Here is an 18,213-nt window from a genome sequence, read left to right on the forward strand (position 1 = left end):
TACAGGGAGATCAGCCATAATTGTTCGTTGCGTTTAATGGGTCAGAAAGGAGGTGCCGTCGCACCGATTAACCCGGTCATAGACATCAGGTATATCCCCTATCTATTCGTGGAATACTAATTCTCAGGGGATGGCGCTTTGAAATACCATGATTTGCGTACGAATCAATGAGAGGAGGAAGTACGTAAAGTGATATTTCAATCTCACCTTGGTGTGGTGCTATTTAGTGTTGTACTTTCACCGAGGTGGATTCTAGCAAGCTTGGAGGTGCATCAACTCGATCTTTTTTCACCAGGTCACTTGAAAACGTGACATACTTTTGATTCTAATATTTTTGAGGAGGAATGCATGTTTAGAAATAAAAAATCACGAAGCGTAATTGCAATGCTGATCGCCATAGCGTGTGTTGCGGCAGTGCTGGCGATCGCTCTGCCCAAGGTGAATGCCACCGCCGCTCCGGCTGTACCGGTGACCTTCAGCATCTTGCACCACAACGATTTCCACGGCCAGCTCGAGCCATCTGGCAGCAACCCTGGCCTGGCGCGCCTGGCCAACACGGTCAATGGAGTCCGTACAGCCGTCGGTGCGGGTAACGTCTTACTCCTGGACGCTGGTGACGAGATGCAGGGTAGCCTGCTCTCGAACATCTGGCAGGGTGAGCCGGTCATTGCGGCTTACGACCTAATGGGTTATGACGCTGCCACCTTCGGCAACCACGAGTTTGACTGGGGTCAAGATGTGCTGACTGCCCGCACTGGCGAAGCAACCTACCCCTACGTCTCAGCCAATATCGTGGTCAACGACACCGGCAACTGCAACACAGCTGGTTGGACCAGCCCGGATTTCGCTACTCCCTATACGATCTTGACAGTCGGGGATCCTGTGCAGGTCAAGGTTGGGGTGATCGGTGTCACCACGCAGGAAACACCCTACATCACCATTGCCGAAGCCACTGACGGATTGTGTTTCAAGGATCCAAAAGACTCAATCCTTCATTATTACGACGAATTGAATGCCCAGGTAGATGTAATTGTGGTCCTGAGCCACCTCGGTTTCAATGATGGGGGTTACGGTTACGGTTTCACAGTTTACGGTGATAAGACCCTGGCGCAAAAGCTGATCGATGCCGGGAAGCCGGTTGACCTGATCATCGGTGGTCACAGCCATACTGACTTGGCTACAGCGACCGTAGTAGGACCAACTACAGTGGCTCAAGCACATTACAATGGTCGCAAGCTTGGCCGAGCAGATATCACTGTTCAACCCAGTGGTGCAGTCAGCATTGTCTGGACAAGGCTTACGATCGGCACGAGTGATCCACAAGATTCCGCTGTCGCAGCCCTCATCGCCACATATGCCACCGACCCCGACTACCTGGCGCTGATTAACCAGCCTATCGGTTATGCCCAAACGGACCTGCTACGCGATTACAACGGCGATAACATGATGGGCGATTTCGTCGACGATGCGATCTATGAATACCTTAATAATGACGCTGAGCCAACCAACGATGTTGACCTGTTCCTCAATAACGCAGGTGGCATCCGCATCGACTGGTGCGATAAGTGGGATGCTGGTTTGGGGCAATGGATTTGGAGCAGCGCTGCAGCAGATTGCCAGCCAGGGCTCTGGGCGCATGACCCACTGCTGCTGACCTATGGCCAGATGTTCCAGATCTTGCCCTTCGGTAATGCCACCATTGTTGGTGACATGACCGGTGCCCAGATCCTGGATCTGATCAATCAGAGTGCCACCCTGTTCAAGGGTGCCATCCAACCCTCCGGCATACGCTATTCATTCTACCGCTATTCCGATGCTCTGCCTGGTCCACAGCCATGGGCATGGGGCGGATATGACGTCGAGGTGTTCGATAAGGTGGCTGACGCTTGGGTGCCCCTAGACCTGGAAAAGACTTACCGGGTGGGCACCAATGAGTTCCTGGCTCCTGCCGGGCAGGATGGCTATGTCCAGTTCAAGTATATGACCAACATTTCCTACTGGGGCGATATGCTCAACGCAGTTAATGCCCATGTGGCTGCCACCTATGGCACACCTGAGACTGCCTACAAGGGTCCAGATGGTGACGGCACACTTGACGGACGCATCACCCGGGATGGAACTGATGCAGGTGGAAGCATCGTACCCATCACAGTCTTGCATCACAACGATTCACACGGCAACCTGGTCAAGGGATCATATGTTGGTTATAGCCAGCTGGCCGCCAAGATTACCCAGGAACGCGCCCATAACCCCACCCGCACACTGTTGCTGAATGCAGGTGACAGCTTCCAGGGCGACTCGATGATGTATTACTTCAAGTCAGCCGCACTGGGCTATGCTGCTGATAACACGCCGCTCGATCCGGCATTGCAGATCAACCCACTCATGGCTGCCTTCAACCTGATGAACTATGATGCCATGACGCTGGGCAACCATGAGTTCAACTTCGGCTCACAGATCTTCACCAGCTCAATGTCACAAGCTACCTTCCCAGTCTTACAGGCTAACCTGGAAGATACCGGTGCATATGGTATCGCTCAGGTTCCAGTACAAGACTATGTCTTGAAGTCGGTTGGTCCAGAGGGCATCAATGTGGCAATCCTGGGCATCGGTAATCACCGGGTACCCAATTATGAGCTGCCCAGTAACATCCCTGGTCTGACATTCACCGACCCGATGGCGAAAGCTCAAGAGCTATCTGACGCGTTGCGGGCGACCAATGATGTAGTGCTGGCGCTCACCCATATCGGCTTCACTGAAAACCCGGGCAGCGTGGAGATCGACAACAACGTTGACACTTACATGGCAGCCAATGTTAGCGGGTTGGACATGATCGTAGGCGGGCACAGCCACACGAACCCTGTTTATGGCTTTGGACCCTACAAGTTCCTCCCAACCTTTGTGGCAGGCCCCAATAACACCCCGGTGCTGATTAACCAGGCCTACCGTTACAACAACACCCTGGGCGAGAACGTGATTGGCCTACGCCCCGATGGAAACGGTGGTTATGAAGTCGTCAGCCGTGCTGGGCGCTACATCTCAATCGCTTTGACAGATCAAGAAGATCCGGCTATTCAGGCGATTGCCGCGCCGTACGTAGCGCTGTTGAGTGAATACAACAATACGATCATCGGCACGACCACCCAACCCATTGACACTACCAATGCTTACATCGCCGAAACCAATGCAGCTAACTTACAGGCGGATGCCGCAGTCCATGAATTGGAAGTGCTCAATAGTATCCCTGTCGACTTCCATTTATCCGGTGCGATGACAAGGCCAAGCGCACAGGCAAATTGGATCATGTTTGACGACGCCACACCTGTTAATCCGGTACCAATGAAGGTCAGCGACATGTTCACCCTCATGCCCTATGAGAACTCGCTGGTGGTCTTGGAAATGAACGGTCCACAGCTGAAGGCGGTGCTGGAGCGCGCCTACCGCAACTACTATTACTACAATTATGTACCCGGGTATGGCGGTTACTCCTACTACACCACCTGTATGGTCGACATTAATTCCGGTGGCCAGATTACATACAACGACATTTTTGACCAGGCATATGATCCTAATAAAAGCTATGTCGTGTCACTGGAATTTGACGGACACCAGGTAGACTTTAACGACGCGGATACTTACTACCGTGTCTCGACAGTCAATTACCTGGCAGCAGGCTCGTGCAACTTCAACAATGGCGGTGTCAGTTTGTGGCCGCTGGACCAGATCGTCAATGACACACAGTTCTATGTACGCGATGCGGTCATCCACTATGTCCAGGCGGAAGAGACTGTCAATCCCTTGGTTGAAGGCCGGCTGCAATTCATCTACGATACCCAGGCTCCAGTAATCACGATCACAGCCCCCACCGCGACGACTTACCTGCACACTGCCATGCTAACCCTCGACTTTAGTGCAGAAGATGTAGGTCCTGCGGGTCTTAAGGATGTCTGGGCCGACCTCGATGGCGTACCCGTGACCGATGGTCAGGTAATCGACCTGCTCACATTGGCATTAGGTGACCACACCCTGACTGTGTACGCGATGGACAACGCCTACAACCAGTCAAGCGCCTCGGTAACCTTCACAATCACCGCCACGATCGGCAGCCTGAAGGAAACCCTGACTCGCTTCTACCTTGAGGGAAAAATCGACAATCTCGGTCTCTACAACAGTTTGTGGGTAAAACTAACCCAGGCCGAGAAAGCATACGAGAAAGGAAACTACCGTATAGTTGGAAACGTGCTGAATGCCTTCATCAATGAAGTAATGGCACAACGTGGCCAGCACATCACAATGGACGCTGCCGATCTGTTGATTGCCGACGCAATGTGGGTCATCAATCACTTGTCGGGCGGAAGCACCATCCTGCCCGTCCTCCCAAGAGATCTCACTAAGTCAAGTGGTCGATAACCAATAATCCCTTCAACATAAAGCAGTAACCTACAGGGTGTTCGTGATAACCACGAACACCCTGTTGTTTATAATCCTTACTTAATTTCCTTTCTACCATAGGTTTTTGTCTCCTACCCACCACCAGCACCATGAGATTATGCATGGCAAGTCAAACCATGAGGCACCCATTCACGCAACCAGCTGTTCTGATCATTTTTACCCTCGTACCTCAATAAAATGGTCGGATTAACCTCCATTGTGAAATATATATAATTCACCAATCAATTCTTAATATTTTCTGAACCTGCTCCCTTTATACTTATCAAGAGATAGATATACCTTAAGGTTCGTTACGGAGGTTGTGTATGACCATGAAAAAGCTCCTTGGATTTATCCTGGCGATCTTCATCCTGGGAGGCACCGCCATGTTGGGTGCCATGGCGGGAGGGGTCGTCGTGTACCAACTGATGAGTAAAAACCAGACAGCTATTTCTGCGTTGCCAACCGAATCTTCGGTGCAAGCCCTGCCTGCCAATCACCAAGGCCAAACCCTGGCCGTGAACACTATGGATGTTGAGACCGCTGTCACCCAGGCAGTCCAGGATGTTGGTCCCTCGGTGGTCACCGTGGTGGGCACCATCCCAGGCCAGCAGACTTTCTTCGGCTATAGCGGTGATTCGACCTCAACCGGTAGCGGTGTGATCATTTCCTCAGATGGGTACATCCTCACCAATAACCATGTCATTGATGGGGCAAAGCAGCTCCAGGTCATCTTTGCGGATGGAACCCAGCAGGATGCTTCCCTGGTGGGGAGTGATCAATATTCCGACCTGGCTGTCTTAAAAGTGAGCGGGACAATGCCTGCAGTTGCCACGCTTGGCAACTCCGATGCATTGAACCCGGGTGAGACGGTTATTGCCATCGGCTCACCCCTGGGTGACTTCAAGAACACGGTCACCGTTGGGGTGGTCAGTGCCACCGGGCGCTCCATCGATACAGGGGACGGCTACTCCATTGACGGCTTGATCCAAACCGACGCGGCCATCAATCAGGGCAATTCTGGCGGGCCATTGGTCAACCTGGCCGGGGAAGTAATCGCAATCAACACCCTGATCATCCGAAGTAGCAACTCGGGAACGGTCACGGAAGGCCTAGGGTTCGCCATACCCATCAACACGGCTCGTGTGGTGTCAGACCAGCTCATCCAGAAAGGTTACGTTTCCCGGCCCAATCTGGGCATCAGCTGGCAGCCCATCACACCGCGGGTTGCTGCCATATATCGCCTGCCCGTCCAGTACGGCGTGTACATAACCGATGTGACCAGCAACAGCCCAGCAGATCTGGCTGGCCTGCGAGCCGGCGATATCATCACCGGCATCGATGCCACCACCATCGATGAAACCCATGCTTATCTTAATACCTTATTCCAATATTCTGCAGGAGATACAGTGAACCTTACAGTGATGCGCAACAACCGGGAGATACAGGTACAGGTCACATTGGGTGAATCAGGTTCCTGAGCTTGGGGCTGAGCTGTGAATGGAGAATAAGCTCACCACCCATGTATAGAGCATCCCAGCGAGGGTAACCAACCAGGCTGCCAGGGCAACGTAGAAAAAATAGTGTGGAATCGCAGATAAAAACTGCAGGCCCAGAGCCTTCGCTAATTGATAGCTACACACCGTGTACATCCCGAGGGGAAACACCATGCTCCAGTACTGCGGGTCATAGCGTAAAGGGTAATGCTGTAGGAGATGCCGCCAGATACCCAGGAGCACGAGCATGGGAACCCACCAGGTGGCAGTAGCCCAAAACATGCTGGTGATGCCCTTCAGGAAAGGCAGTAGCTCAGCTAAAAAGTCCCATTGGCCAGCATTTAAGATCAGCAATGCGCCGGCCAGGGTGGATATGGCAGCTGCCCCCATGCTGATCCAATACGACGGGGTAAGCTGGTAAGGCGTGAGCCTGGAGAATAACAGGCGGGATAAGATCAGCGTGATGATCAGGATATAGAGCATCCCACCCAACAGGTACATTGCCAGAGTAAAAAACAATAATGGTTGCTGAAGACCAGCTGCATTTCCGGCCAGGAGCGTTCCCAAGACCGAGACGGATTGAGTTGCCACCACGGCTACCAGCCAGGTGCCGTTGATCCCCATCTCCATGGGCGGCTTATCGGCTTTCACCATCATGCTCACCAGGATCAGATTAATGAAGATCAACCACAGAACAAGCCCGACTCCCCACAAGATGCCTGCAACGATGATTTCGCCCGAAAGCAAAACAAACTGGCTGCCAAGCACGCACGTGCCCGCCACCAGGGTGAAAAATCCTGCCGCACGCAAGTTATCCTGAATATCAGCAGTGATGTAGCTAAAGAAAAAGACCAGGCGTGCCAGGAAAAATATCCACAAAAGGAAATAAAAACCGATATTGATGGTGAACAACACGCGTGCCACCCATTCCAACCCAAACAGATGGGCAGCGATAGATACGATTCCGGTAGCCATCACCAGCGAAAAGTACCCCGGCAGCAGGTCTCTGACCCCGTTTTTAAGAGAATTGGCTGGGCTTGAATCCACTCTCAGGTGCCTTTGTTTGCTAAGCGTCGGTTCCAAATGAACACCTGGATGTGCCGCCACAGGTAGGTGATAGGGAAGCTCATCATATGTACCAGACGGGTGAAAGGAAACAAGGCAATCAGCAGCGTGGCATTGAGAAAATGCAGCTTGGGGATGAGTGGCAACGGAGCGATATTAAGCGTCTGGGGTTGGAATTTAGCCAATGACCCCACCCATACCGAAACAGTCTCCAGGAACCAGACCGCACCCCAGCGGTAGAACAAGGAGACCCACAAGCCCAGGAAAATCTGATTAAGTAACAGGAGCAGGACGATCCAATCAAGGGGTGTGGTCAGCAGGCGCAATTTGGAGTGGGATAGCCTGCGGATGATCAGGATGAGGATCCCCAGCAAGGCCAAAAATGCCATGAATTTCCCGATCAGCTCGGCGATATACAATCGGTCGGCCTGGCTGTGAATCTGATGCATGATGGATGGGATGGTAAAGCCCGCCAGGTGGATGATCAGGATGGGCACCACGCCGTAATGCCATGGGACCGCACCCCAAAACAACACCTTACTCTCCACCAACTGTGAAGACAGGCTGGAATAACTGTACCGGTTATAGAAGTAGCGAGCCAGGCCAACCACCACGGTCAATAGCACGGCGACATACGGAAAGACGATAAAAAGGAGTGTATTAAGCATGGGCAACGTCTCCTGTTTCGGAACCAACCACAGATTGTGATGGGGTGTCAAACGCATGGCTCAGCACATCCAGGACTACCTGGAGTACATCGCTGTATGGATTTTCTTCATGTGCCGCCAGCTCACCTGTCATCCTGGTCAAGGCGGGAATCAGCCCTTCAACGACCAAGGTCTGGCTGAATTCATCTCCAGTGCCAAGCGCCAGGAAATGCAGGATCACGGTTACATGGTCAGGCAGCTCCGTACCGGAAGAAAACTGCCTGGTGTGATATTCGTGGTTCAAGCAAGCCATAAACCGGCTGCGCTTGAAGCTCTCACCAAATAACTGATGCCCAACATACGGGCAACTCACGCCTTGCAGATCAAAGGTATGGGTATACAGCTCTTCTACCGCAGCGAGCGAATGGGAATTCACATAATCGTAGAATACTGTGAGCCATCCTTCTCTTTGAGGGAAGCGATCACATAGTAATGAAGCAGCCTGCTCCACCTGTATACACAGCGATGAGGTTGGATGCTCCAGCAAACTGGCGAACAGGCTATATAGTTGTCCGTGCGTGTCCGGCAACATCGCTCAGGGTCCTCTGTGGGGGTGGCGCTTGAAACCAAAACCGGTTTCCTTCTTCTTGATATCGGTGCTCGTGATGGATTCATCCGCCATTTCGCGTGCCATGGGCGGAATGACAAAATGGTCGTAATACGTAGATTGGGTCGTTAGGTGGTAAATCTCCTCGACCTGCCCTTCAGATAGCTGTGCCTCTGCCATAACAGCACTCACCTGGGTGGGATCAGCATCGCCAACAGCCTGGAGGCGCTTCACTAGCCGGACCGCCAACAAACGCCTGTATACCGCTTCGACGGGTTCCACCTGCCCGGCGCTAAATAGCCCAGCCATATACTGCATGGGTAGGCGGGCATGTTCCAGAGTTCCGAAAAAGTCATCCGCCAGGCGTTGGGTTCCGCCTGGTTGGGTAGCGGAAACAACCGGCAGGAGGGGAGGTACATAGAACAGCATCGGCAGGGTGCGGAACTCGGGGTGTAAAGGCAATGCCAATCTCCACTCCTTCACATATTTATAGACGGGGGACTTCTGTGCGATCGCCAGCACACCATCCGGGATGCCATTCTTCCTTGCTGCTTCAATCACCTGAGGGTCCGCCGGGTTGAGGATCATCTCCAGCTGCCGCTCAACAAGAACTACATCTTCCGCTTTTGCTGCTTCTTCGATGCGGTCAGCATCATAGAGTAGCACACCCAGGTAGCGGATGCGCCCCACGCAAACATGGAAACAAGCCGGGGCTTGCCCGGTCTCCTGGCGTGGGTAACACAGGATGCATTTCTCTGATTTTCCGGTCGACCAGTTGTAATAGACTTTTTTATAGGGGCATCCGGAGATACACATCCGCCAGGCTCGGCACTTTTCCTGGCTGACGAGCACGATCCCATCCTCGCCACGTTTATAGATCGCCCCTGCCGGGCAGGCTGCCAGGCAGCCAGGGTTCAGGCAGTGGTTGCAGATGCGCGGGATATAGAAGTAGACCTGTTTTTCGATGGTTAAAAGCTGTTGCTGCTCCACCTCGCTCAGGCGGGTCACCTGCGGGTCGTTGGCAGCATAGACCTGGGAACCGCCGTAGTCATCATCCCAGTTCGGTCCAGATTCGATCTCCATGGGCCGTCCATCGATCTGAGAAATGACCCTGGCAACCGGCTGGTCATCACCCTGAGGAGCGGTGAACAGGTCATTGTAGCGGTAGGTCCAGGGCTCGTAGTAATCATCCAGTTGGGGCATGGAGGGGTTATAGAAAATCTCACCCAGCTCCCTCAGCCGGTTCTGCAGACGCAGCCCTAAACGGCGCGATTTGCCCTTGGCCTTGACCTCCCATCCACCGTGATATTTACCCTGATCTTCCCATAGGGTGGGGTAACCCGTGCCAGGTTTCGTCTCCACGTTGTTCCACCACATATATTCCACACCGCGCCGGTCGGTCCAGATGTTCTTACAAGCCACGCTGCAGGTGTGGCAGCCGATGCATTTATCGAGGTGGAAGACCATTGATATCTGTGAGCGTATGTCCATATATAGCCTCTAATACTCCGGTTCGCCTGGCAGCTTGCGCACCAATACGTAAGTGTCGCGGTTGACCCCGGTCGGCCCCCAGTAATTGATCGCATAGGTGAATTGACCATAACCGCCCATCATCAACACGGGCTTCAAGCGGGCCCGGGTGGGGCTGTTGGTGGCTCCAGCCCGTTTGCGCCCGCGCAGGGGTGATTTTGGGATCCCGAGTGTCCGGTCATAGGCGTGATAATGGAGACACAGGCCGGCAGGGATGCGGGCACTGACCACGGCACGGGTGACAATCACCCCGTTGTCGTTGTAGGCTTCCACCCAATCGTTATCCAGGATGCCAAGCCTGGCGGCATCCTGGTCATTCAGCCATAGCGGTTCAATGCCCCGGGATAAGGTGAGCATACGCTCATTGTCGTAGTAGGTGGAATGGATGTGCCATTTTCCGTGGGGCGTGAGGTAATTCAGCTGCAGGCAATTGCCTTCCGGCTGACTCTTGTCCAGATCACCGAAATCTGCCGGCCCCGGCGGAGGTTTGTAAGTAGGAAGGTTTTCGCCGAAAGCCAGATAACCTTCATGGTCGAGATAAAAATGCTGGCGGCCTGTCAGGGTGTGCCAGGGTACCAGGCGCTCCACATTCTGGCAGTATGCTGAATATGCCCGGCCGTCACTGACGATGCCGGACCAGTTGGGGCTGTTCAGCACTCGCCGGGGTTGGCTCACCAGGTCTTCAAATGTCATGCGCACGCCGCGGGTCGCCTCGGCCAGGTCCGACAGGTGTAATCCGGTCTCCTCTTCAGCGGTCTCAAATGCCCGGTAGCCCACTTCACCATTGGTCTCCGGCGCCAGGTAGAGCACAACATTGGCAGCCTCACAGGCTTCTTCCAAGGATGGAAATTTCTTGCCATCCCATTCAACGGTCGGCTTGTTTACCAGCAAATCCTGGTATAGATCAGCGATCGACCAGCGGTGGCCATGGGCACCCATACCCTCTTTTTCGGCAAGCGGACCCAGAGAGATATAACGGTTATACAGGTTGACGTAATCACGCTCAACCGTCTTGAAGTTGGGCATGCTGATGCCTGGTTGAGGCTGGCATTCCCCCTGGCTCCAATCCTTCACTGAGCTCTGGGCAACTTCGCCTGAGGTGTCATGCTGTAACGGCACGCACACCAGATCGGTTACCGGCTCGGGCAGGTGTACTACAGCCAGCTCACTCACCTTTTTGGCAATCGCCTTGAAGATGTCCCAATCGCTCCTCGATTCCCAGCAGGGGGGCACTGCGGCTGAGAGCGGGTGGATGAAGGAATGCAGGTCGGTGGTATTCAGGTCATCCTTTTCATACCAGGTGGCAGCCGGAAGGATGATATCCGAATAGAGGGCAGTAGTATCCATGCGGAAATTCAGGTTCACCACCAGGTCGAGCTTGCCACGCACTTCCTGGTCATGCCAGGTAGCCTCTTCAACCTCATCACCTGCAGCCTGGTCAGCGATGACCTGGTTGTGCGTGCCCAGGTAGTGTTTAAAGAAAAATTCCTGCCCCTTGGCGCTGGAATTCAAGGCACTTCCCCTCCAGATGAACCAGAGGCGCGGCCAATTCTCAGGGGCATCCGGGTCCTGCACGGAGAAGTTGAACTTTTTAGATGTGAGCTGATCCACTACCCACTGGCGCACCTGCGATTCTGTTTCAGCACCAGCTTGCCTGGCCTGGTGTACCAACTCAAGCGGACTAAGGTTGAATTGCGGGTAGAATGGCAGCCACCCCATCCTCACCGCCTGCACCTGGGTATCCATGGTGTGCTGGTGGGTTAAGCCCTGTGCCCAACGCCCATCAGCAGGGCGTGTAACCGGTTCAGGCAGGCTATACGCATGCTCATAGCGCCATTGATCAGTGTGGACATAATGGAACGATGGTGCATTTTGCTGGCGGGGTGGCTTGAGCCAGTCGAGCGCAAAAGCGATGGTTGACCACGAAGATAATGGAGCGATCTTTTCCTGGCCGACATAATGGTTGAGCCCACCGCCGTTGCGCCCGATACAGCCGGTCAGCATCAACGTGGCGATCCCCGCCCGGTAGATCAGGTTGTTGTGGTACCAGTGATTAACGCCCGACCCGATGATGATGGTGCACTTCCCTTGGGTTTGGACTGCGGTGGAGGCCCACTCGCGAGCGAATTGGATCACCGTCTGGCGGTCTACGCCTGTGAAACGCTCCTGCCAGGCGGGCGTATAGGCGCTTTCATCATCGTAGCTCGCCGGATAATCGCCTCCCAATCCGCGCCCCACACCGAACTGCCCCATGAGCAGGTCGTAGATGGTGGCCACCGGTAAGCGCCCATCGCGGGTATCAACCATTCGTACAGGGATTTCACGGCGCACCGCTTTATCCATACCGAAATCTGAGAAGGCTACTCGCAGGAGATTGTCGTGCTGTTCAAAAAAGGTCAGCTGGGGGGCGATCTCCGATCCATCCAACCCATCTTTAAGCTCAAGGTTCCATTGGCCCTTTTGCTTCTGCCAGCGGAAGCCTACCGAACCTTGCGGGGTACGCCAGGAATTGCTCAGGCTATCCCACACAGGGAACTTCCAATCAGCTAATTCCTCATCCTGCTTGCCTTCCAGCTGGCTGAGGCGCAGTAATCTCCCTGGTACATAATCCTCCCCCGCCTTGTCCAATACCACCAGGAAGGGTGCATCGGTATAGCGTTTAAGGTAGTCCAAAAAGTAGGCGGTGGGTTTTTCGTAATGGTATTCATTGAGGATGACATGATTCACCGCCATCCAGAAGGCCGCATCCTGCCCGGCATGCACCGGCACCCACCAATCAGCATACTTCGCTACCTGGCTGAAATCGGGAGAGAAAACAACCAGCTTTGTGCCGTTATGGCGTGCTTCTACCACATAATGCACATCGGGTGTGCGGGTCATGCTCAGGTTTGAGCCAACCGTGGCGATGTACTTGGCGTTGTACCAATCGGCTGCCTCTGCCACATCAGTCTGCTCTCCAAACACCTCAGGCGAAGCGGGAGGCAGGTCAGAATACCAGTCATAAAAGCTCAGGCTCACCCCCCCGAGCAGCTGCAGGAAGCGATTGCCCGACGCATGGCTGAGCATCGACATGGCTGGGATGGGTGAAAAACCCACCACCCGGTCAGGACCATATTTCTTTATCGTGTAGATCGTCGATGCGGCTATGATTTCCAGCACTTCATCCCAGCTGGCACGACGAAAGCCGCCTTTCCCGCGGGCTTCCTGGTATGACCTGTGCCCGGTTTCATCTTCAACCAGCATTGTCCATGCTTCAACAGGGTCGTCTGATCGCTGGCGCACTGCCCGCCATAAATCCATTAATACCCCACGCAGATAAGGATACTTCACGCGCAGCGGCGAATACATATACCACGAAAAACTGATACCACGCTGGCAACCACGTGGCTCGTATGGGGGAATTTCTCCAGCCAGCTCTGGGTAGTCGGTAGCCTGCAGCTCCCAGGTTACGATGCCGTCTTTAACGTACACCATCCATGAGCAGCCACCGGTGCAGTTGACCCCGTGCGTGCTGCGGACCATTCGGTCATATTGCCAGCGGTTGCGGTAGAACTCCTCCCACTGGCGTTGTTGCGGACTGTATATATCCTGGATCCAGCTCACATCGACCTCCTCCTAATAAAAATCACCGCCTAACCGCCTGACCCATCAACCTATTTTTTCTCCCGATAATTATTTAATAGCTCCTTGCGAACACCCTGCAGACGATTACGCCATATGAATGCAAAAGCGATCAAACTGGCTCCAAACCCAACCAGGGAGATAAGGATGATCCATGGTTCTTTATTCACAACAGGCTTGCCTGCTGATTCTTTCAAGAAAGCCCGGATATCCGCCCGCTCGCTGATGGTAAGTGTATGGTTGGAAAAGATAAGGCGCATGGTCGGGAATGGCAGGTTGGATAAAATTTCTTCCAATCCAGCATCACCATACTTGGTGAATGCCTCAGTCAGGTCAGGGCCAAGCGTTCCCCCACCCAGGATCCCGGTATCGTCGTTATTGTGGCACCCGATGCAAAATGGAGCGCCATTTTTCAGGTGGATATCGCCTAAAAATAAAGCCCGTCCATTGTTCGGGTCACCAGCTGGGAGGACTTGCGCTGAAGTGCCAACCGGTGATGCCATCACCAGCCCGGATTCGGCTTTCAAGTAGTCTAGGACTGCCAGGATCTGGTCGGTAGTGAGCCCCATGTTGGGCATAACGACGAAATTAAATTGCTGCAAAAGCTGGTTGGCTCTCGTATCACCCGAGGTGATCATCTGGTCGGGATTGCTGATGAAATCGATCAGCCATTTCTGGCTTTGCTGGTCAGTCACCCCTATTAAGTCTGGGCCAACCAGGTTTCCCCTTCCGATCGTATGGCAGCTGCTGCAATTGGCAGCAAATATCTCCTGGCCGTCCAGGTTGATCTGGGAAGAAGAGGCGCATGCGGCCATCACCCCAATACCAAATAATAAGAAGACCAGAGGGATGTAAATTACCCCAGCGTGAGAACCGTGTATCCTTGCGATCATTAATCCCTCCTCCCCCCAGGTATCATCATTGATCTATCAGGAATTGATTAAAACCGGTCGATCACGAATATCTGTTGGTCACTATCAACGCAACCTGCGGTGGTGATTTTCTCTACAAAAATATCCTTTATACCCACCCAGGGAGTGCGTTGGTTACCAGGCTATCAACTTGCCATCTCTATTGTGCCGTATAAATCACTTAATCTATTATAAATCAGATTAATAATGGATAAATTTTCTATGCCTCAGCTGTGCCCCTGACACAAAGTGGTAATGTCTTGCTTAAAAATCCTTCCATGCGGTAGTGCTAACCCATTTCTCATGGTAGTCGAAAGTTATCTTATGCTATACTAGTCGAGAATACATAAAAAAAATTGAGGAGGATAATTATGACTGGTTTTGTTGGCGATATCGAAAAACTAACTGAGAAGAACAAATACTTCCGGCAGGTACTCTACACCGGGAAATTCGCCCAGCTGGTAGTCATGTGCCTGCAGCCGGGAGAAGAGATTGGTAACGAAGTGCACCACACGGTTGACCAATTCTTCCGCATTGAGGAAGGCGAGGCCAAGTTCGTCTTCAGCGGCAGCGAGGAACACGTGGTTCACGAGGGGGATGCTGTTATCGTCCCAGCCGGCACATTCCACAATGTAATCAACACCTCATCCAAGGAATCACTGCAGCTGTACACTATCTACTCGCCGCCCAACCATCCCGATGGAACAGTTCACAAGACCAAAGCGGAGGCAGAAGCTGCTGAAGCTGCCCATCATCATTAACATCCTAAATCTTTGAGTCATTGACCTCCTGCAGAGTCATTGACTGCAGGAGGTTCTTTTCTTTACGGATATATACTGTCTGAGGGCCAAATGAAACGAGCTTATCTTGCCATAATTTTTCTGGTCATTGCCTCACTGGCCTGCGTTTTTACCAGTAATGTCACTCAGGAACCAGTCAGCCTGCCCACTACCGTTCCTGCTGGCACATTGCCGCCAACCCAGGTGAAGACCCCCCGCCCCACCTCTGAAGAACCAACCAAGACGCCCTACCCCACCTCCCAGCTGGATGCCAGCCTGGAGAATGAGATCAACCTGATCCAGACTCAGGTGGTGGAAGAGCGTGGCCTTCAGCCGAAATATCCAGTACCGGTTGTGCTTCTTTCGCCGGCTGAGCTGCGTCAAAATGTGGTCAATGATTATGAAATGGACTACTCCGACGATGAAGCAGCTGACGATGTGCTTGAGCTCTCGACCATCGGCCTGCTAGAGCCAGGCTTCGACCTGCGTACATTGATGGTTAACCTGTTGAGTGAGCAGATTGCCGGGTATTATGATAATGAGACCAAGGAGATGTTTGTAGTCCAGGGACAAGGTTTTGAAGGACCAGAGCGTTTCACCTATTCCCATGAGTACACGCATGTCTTGCAAGACCAGAACTACGATATCCAGAACGGCCTTGATTATAATGATGATGCCTGTGAAGCCGACACCGAACGCTGTGCTGGCATCCAGGCATTGCTTGAAGGCGATGCCACCCTGTCACAGACCATCTGGTACCAATATTACGCCACCGATCAAGATAAACAACAGATCGAGTCATTCTACAGCACGTTTAAAAGCCCGGTCTACGATAATGCGCCTGCTTTCCTCAAGGATGATTTCGGTTTTCCTTACGACCAGGGGGCTGCATTTGTCCAGGAGGTGTTCACCAATGGTGGCTGGTCAGCAGTCGATGCGGTCTATAAAGACCCACCCATATCAACCGAGCAGATCCTGCACCCTAATCACTACCCAGCCGATAAACCCATCCCAGTTGATTTGCCAGACCTGACGACTGTGCCTGGCGAAGGCTGGCGAGAAGTCTCACGCAACCAGATGGGCGAGTGGTACACCTATCTCATCCTGGCACGCGGTGCTAACACAGCTGCCCGCCTGGATGACTCCACTGCTAAAGATGCAACGGCGGGCTGGGGCGGCGACGAATACGTGCTACTGCACAATGATGCTACCGGTGAGACCGCCTTCGTGATGAAAACTGTATGGGATACGAATAAGGATGCTGCGCAATTCGCATCGGCATTCAGCACTTATGCCAACACTCGCTTTGGAGTCCCGGCGGCTACCCAGGGGGATACCACCACTTGGAGCTATTCAGGGGGGTATACCAGCCTGTACCACTTGGGAGATACCACCCTGTGGATCACTGCCCCCGATTCCACAACGGCACAATCGCTAACTACTGCAGTCTTTCCCTAGGAGCCAGGTCTCTTATCCCACTGTGACCATCTCTCCGACCAGCGCTTTTCCACCAGGCGGGTGTCTTCCAGGTACATCCGCCTGGTTGCTTCTTCGAAGGAAATCGGGTTGCCCAATACCGGCTGAGAATAATTCTCGCCCTCGTACTGGATCAAGGCTTCGTTCGAGTGCATTTGCAACACGCCGTCTGAGTAAAACAGGCAGGTGAGGCGATCGCCTTCAGTGAGGATGAACTCATCCCCAATCACTTTGAAAGCAATGGCATGCGGACCGCTGAATTCCATCCGATCAGCCGCACAGAAAAGGGCAGCCCCGCCATGTGGCATTTTCAGCGTATTGTGTTTCCCCGCCACAACCACTCCCCCAAAGATCACGGTATCAATCCCGGTGATCAGTGTATCCAACAGGAGTGAATCGCGGATATCCGCGCCTGTCGGAACCGTGCTGCGCAGGAGGATATTTCCGTTGCGATCGCGTTCATGGGGTAGCTGAAAAAGCTCACGAGTGGTCCTCCCCAGGTCCGAATCAACGGTCATCGCTTCCAGAGAACGCCTCAAACTCAGGTGAAGGCCCCAGTCCATCCAGTAAGGTTGGCCAAAATCGAGCACCTTAACCATGGGCTGCCGGCCATAGCGCTCGTGGAAAGCATCCCGCATGCGTTTGATTTGACGATAAAAATCAGGGAAGCGTGCTTCGAGTTCGCGGATGCCGGTCTTTCCAATCCCTTCCTCAAAAGCTGCTTCAGCACGCCATTCAGTCTCTGTCGGGCAAGCCAGAGCTATCCAGGTGTATGGATCCCAGTCCACCCACTTCCCTTCATCTAATAGGTCACCCTTAAATACTTCTTCAGCCACCTCCATCAGGCGATAGCTGATCCCCAGGCTACCCAGGTTGACCCCTATCAGTCGGTCCTGGCCACGCCCGGCCAACCTCTTTTGCAGGCCTCCCAACCCCTGACGGGTGAACTGGTAGGTCATTTTCGAGGATTCGGCCTCGAATTCCACCCATTCCTTCTCGCGTGCCAGGTCTTCAGTCGGTTGGGTTTGCCAGACGAAGCGGATCCCATCCACCTGCTGGTATTCATCTGGACTGGTCTGCCAGAGCTTGCCTGGGATAACCGCTTCATCGCCCCATTTGACCACGATGCCGCGGAAACCATTGGTCTCGAGGTGGTGCAGCCACAGCGTGGCAGACATGGAAGCTGCGTCCACCGTGCTCAGGTAGACTTCACCATTCGAGCTTTTCATCGGGGTCGGGAAGGCCGGTTTACGGTTGGTGAGAGCCTGGGTAAATGGGCTGAGACGCTTGCCCAAGCCAAAAACCATATTCATGAGGATCACCGGTGGCTGTTGACGACCGGCCATAGCCTGGCGTAATGCCTGCCAGGCATTAATGCTTCCCAGGAAATTCCCTTTGCGGGTCTTTTCAAGGCTGGAGACTACCAGCGTGTCTCCATCACAGCGGAATACATCTCGGCGGGTCATTTCCAACCGATCCTGCCAATACTCCTGGTCGGCAGTGCTGCCGGATACGATATTTACTACCTTAGGCCCTTGGTTTTGTTGCAGGATGTTACAGTATGCTTGGATATTTTGCTGCCAGGTCTCAGATATTACCAATTACCCACCTCCTGAAAATTCACTTACTGCCTGCCATTATAACATCAGC

General features: G+C 53.3%; 11 protein-coding genes. 4 read left to right on the forward strand and 7 right to left on the reverse strand.

The window, feature by feature from the left end; translation table 11 throughout:
* Positions 1-348 precede the first annotated feature (348 nt).
* Positions 349-4,410: a hypothetical protein gene (locus tag C3F13_09155; protein ID PWB53566.1), complete on the forward strand. Its 4,062-nt coding sequence runs from the start codon at positions 349-351 to the stop codon at positions 4,408-4,410.
* Positions 4,411-4,757: 347 nt separating this feature from the next.
* Positions 4,758-5,912, forward strand: coding sequence for a 2-alkenal reductase (locus tag C3F13_09160; protein ID PWB53567.1), 1,155 nt, complete (start codon positions 4,758-4,760; stop codon positions 5,910-5,912).
* Here C3F13_09160 and C3F13_09165 read toward each other — a convergent pair.
* The 6 genes from C3F13_09165 to C3F13_09190 all read right to left on the reverse strand — a co-directional run bounded on the left by C3F13_09165 (position 5,901) and on the right by C3F13_09190 (position 14,290).
* Entirely contained in the window at positions 5,901-6,902 is a 1,002-nt protein-coding gene (locus C3F13_09165) for a C4-dicarboxylate ABC transporter (GenBank protein PWB53626.1), read from the reverse strand. The genes C3F13_09160 and C3F13_09165 overlap by 12 nt on opposite strands.
* 74 nt (positions 6,903-6,976) lie before the next feature.
* Complete coding sequence (gene narI / locus C3F13_09170; GenBank protein PWB53568.1) at positions 6,977-7,717, reverse strand: respiratory nitrate reductase subunit gamma; 741 nt, start codon at positions 7,715-7,717, stop codon at positions 6,977-6,979.
* Positions 7,653-8,231, reverse strand: a complete 579-nt coding sequence (locus tag C3F13_09175; protein ID PWB53569.1) for a hypothetical protein — start codon at positions 8,229-8,231, stop codon at positions 7,653-7,655. Before C3F13_09175 ends, narI begins: the two co-directional genes overlap by 65 nt.
* A gap of 3 nt (positions 8,232-8,234) precedes the next feature.
* The gene (narH, locus tag C3F13_09180) at positions 8,235-9,737 is read right to left on the reverse strand and encodes a nitrate reductase subunit beta (GenBank protein ID PWB53570.1); all 1,503 of its coding nucleotides are present in this window, start codon (positions 9,735-9,737) and stop codon (positions 8,235-8,237) included.
* 9 nt (positions 9,738-9,746) lie between these two features.
* Positions 9,747-13,379, reverse strand: coding sequence for a nitrate reductase subunit alpha (locus C3F13_09185; GenBank protein PWB53571.1), 3,633 nt, complete (start codon positions 13,377-13,379; stop codon positions 9,747-9,749).
* 50 nt (positions 13,380-13,429) lie between these two features.
* Positions 13,430-14,290 carry a cytochrome C gene (locus C3F13_09190; protein ID PWB53572.1) on the reverse strand — a complete coding sequence of 287 codons (861 nt, stop codon included), beginning with the start codon at positions 14,288-14,290 and terminating at the stop codon, positions 13,430-13,432.
* Positions 14,291-14,679: 389 nt separating this feature from the next.
* On the opposite strand from C3F13_09190, the gene C3F13_09195 reads away from it, so the two are divergent.
* Positions 14,680-15,069 carry a cupin domain-containing protein gene (locus C3F13_09195; GenBank protein ID PWB53573.1) on the forward strand — a complete coding sequence of 130 codons (390 nt, stop codon included), beginning with the start codon at positions 14,680-14,682 and terminating at the stop codon, positions 15,067-15,069.
* Positions 15,070-15,159: 90 nt separating this feature from the next.
* Positions 15,160-16,545: a hypothetical protein gene (locus C3F13_09200; GenBank protein ID PWB53574.1), complete on the forward strand. Its 1,386-nt coding sequence runs from the start codon at positions 15,160-15,162 to the stop codon at positions 16,543-16,545.
* On the opposite strand, the gene C3F13_09205 is transcribed toward C3F13_09200, so the two are convergent.
* Positions 16,542-18,164 (reverse strand): hypothetical protein, encoded by a 1,623-nt coding sequence (locus tag C3F13_09205; GenBank protein ID PWB53575.1) that lies wholly within the window; start codon positions 18,162-18,164, stop codon positions 16,542-16,544. The genes C3F13_09200 and C3F13_09205 overlap by 4 nt on opposite strands.
* Positions 18,165-18,213 lie beyond the last annotated feature (49 nt).

It is taken from the genome of Anaerolineales bacterium, assembly GCA_003105035.1.
GTDB lineage: Bacteria > Chloroflexota > Anaerolineae > Anaerolineales > UBA4823 > FEB-25.

What these genes read in the sequence shown, in the direction of transcription:
- C3F13_09195 (PWB53573.1), top strand. Translation starts at nt 14,680, where the DNA reads ATGACTGGTTTTGTTGGCGATATCGAAAAACTAACTGAGAAGAACAAA.
- C3F13_09200 (PWB53574.1), top strand. Translation starts at nt 15,160, where the DNA reads ATGAAACGAGCTTATCTTGCCATAATTTTTCTGGTCATTGCCTCACTG.
- C3F13_09190 (PWB53572.1), bottom strand. Translation starts at nt 14,290, where the DNA reads ATGATCGCAAGGATACACGGTTCTCACGCTGGGGTAATTTACATCCCT.
- narH (PWB53570.1), bottom strand. Translation starts at nt 9,737, where the DNA reads ATGGACATACGCTCACAGATATCAATGGTCTTCCACCTCGATAAATGC.
- C3F13_09160 (PWB53567.1), top strand. Translation starts at nt 4,758, where the DNA reads ATGACCATGAAAAAGCTCCTTGGATTTATCCTGGCGATCTTCATCCTG.
- C3F13_09175 (PWB53569.1), bottom strand. Translation starts at nt 8,231, where the DNA reads ATGTTGCCGGACACGCACGGACAACTATATAGCCTGTTCGCCAGTTTG.
- C3F13_09165 (PWB53626.1), bottom strand. Translation starts at nt 6,902, where the DNA reads ATGGCTACCGGAATCGTATCTATCGCTGCCCATCTGTTTGGGTTGGAA.
- narI (PWB53568.1), bottom strand. Translation starts at nt 7,717, where the DNA reads ATGCGTTTGACACCCCATCACAATCTGTGGTTGGTTCCGAAACAGGAG.
- C3F13_09155 (PWB53566.1), top strand. Translation starts at nt 349, where the DNA reads ATGTTTAGAAATAAAAAATCACGAAGCGTAATTGCAATGCTGATCGCC.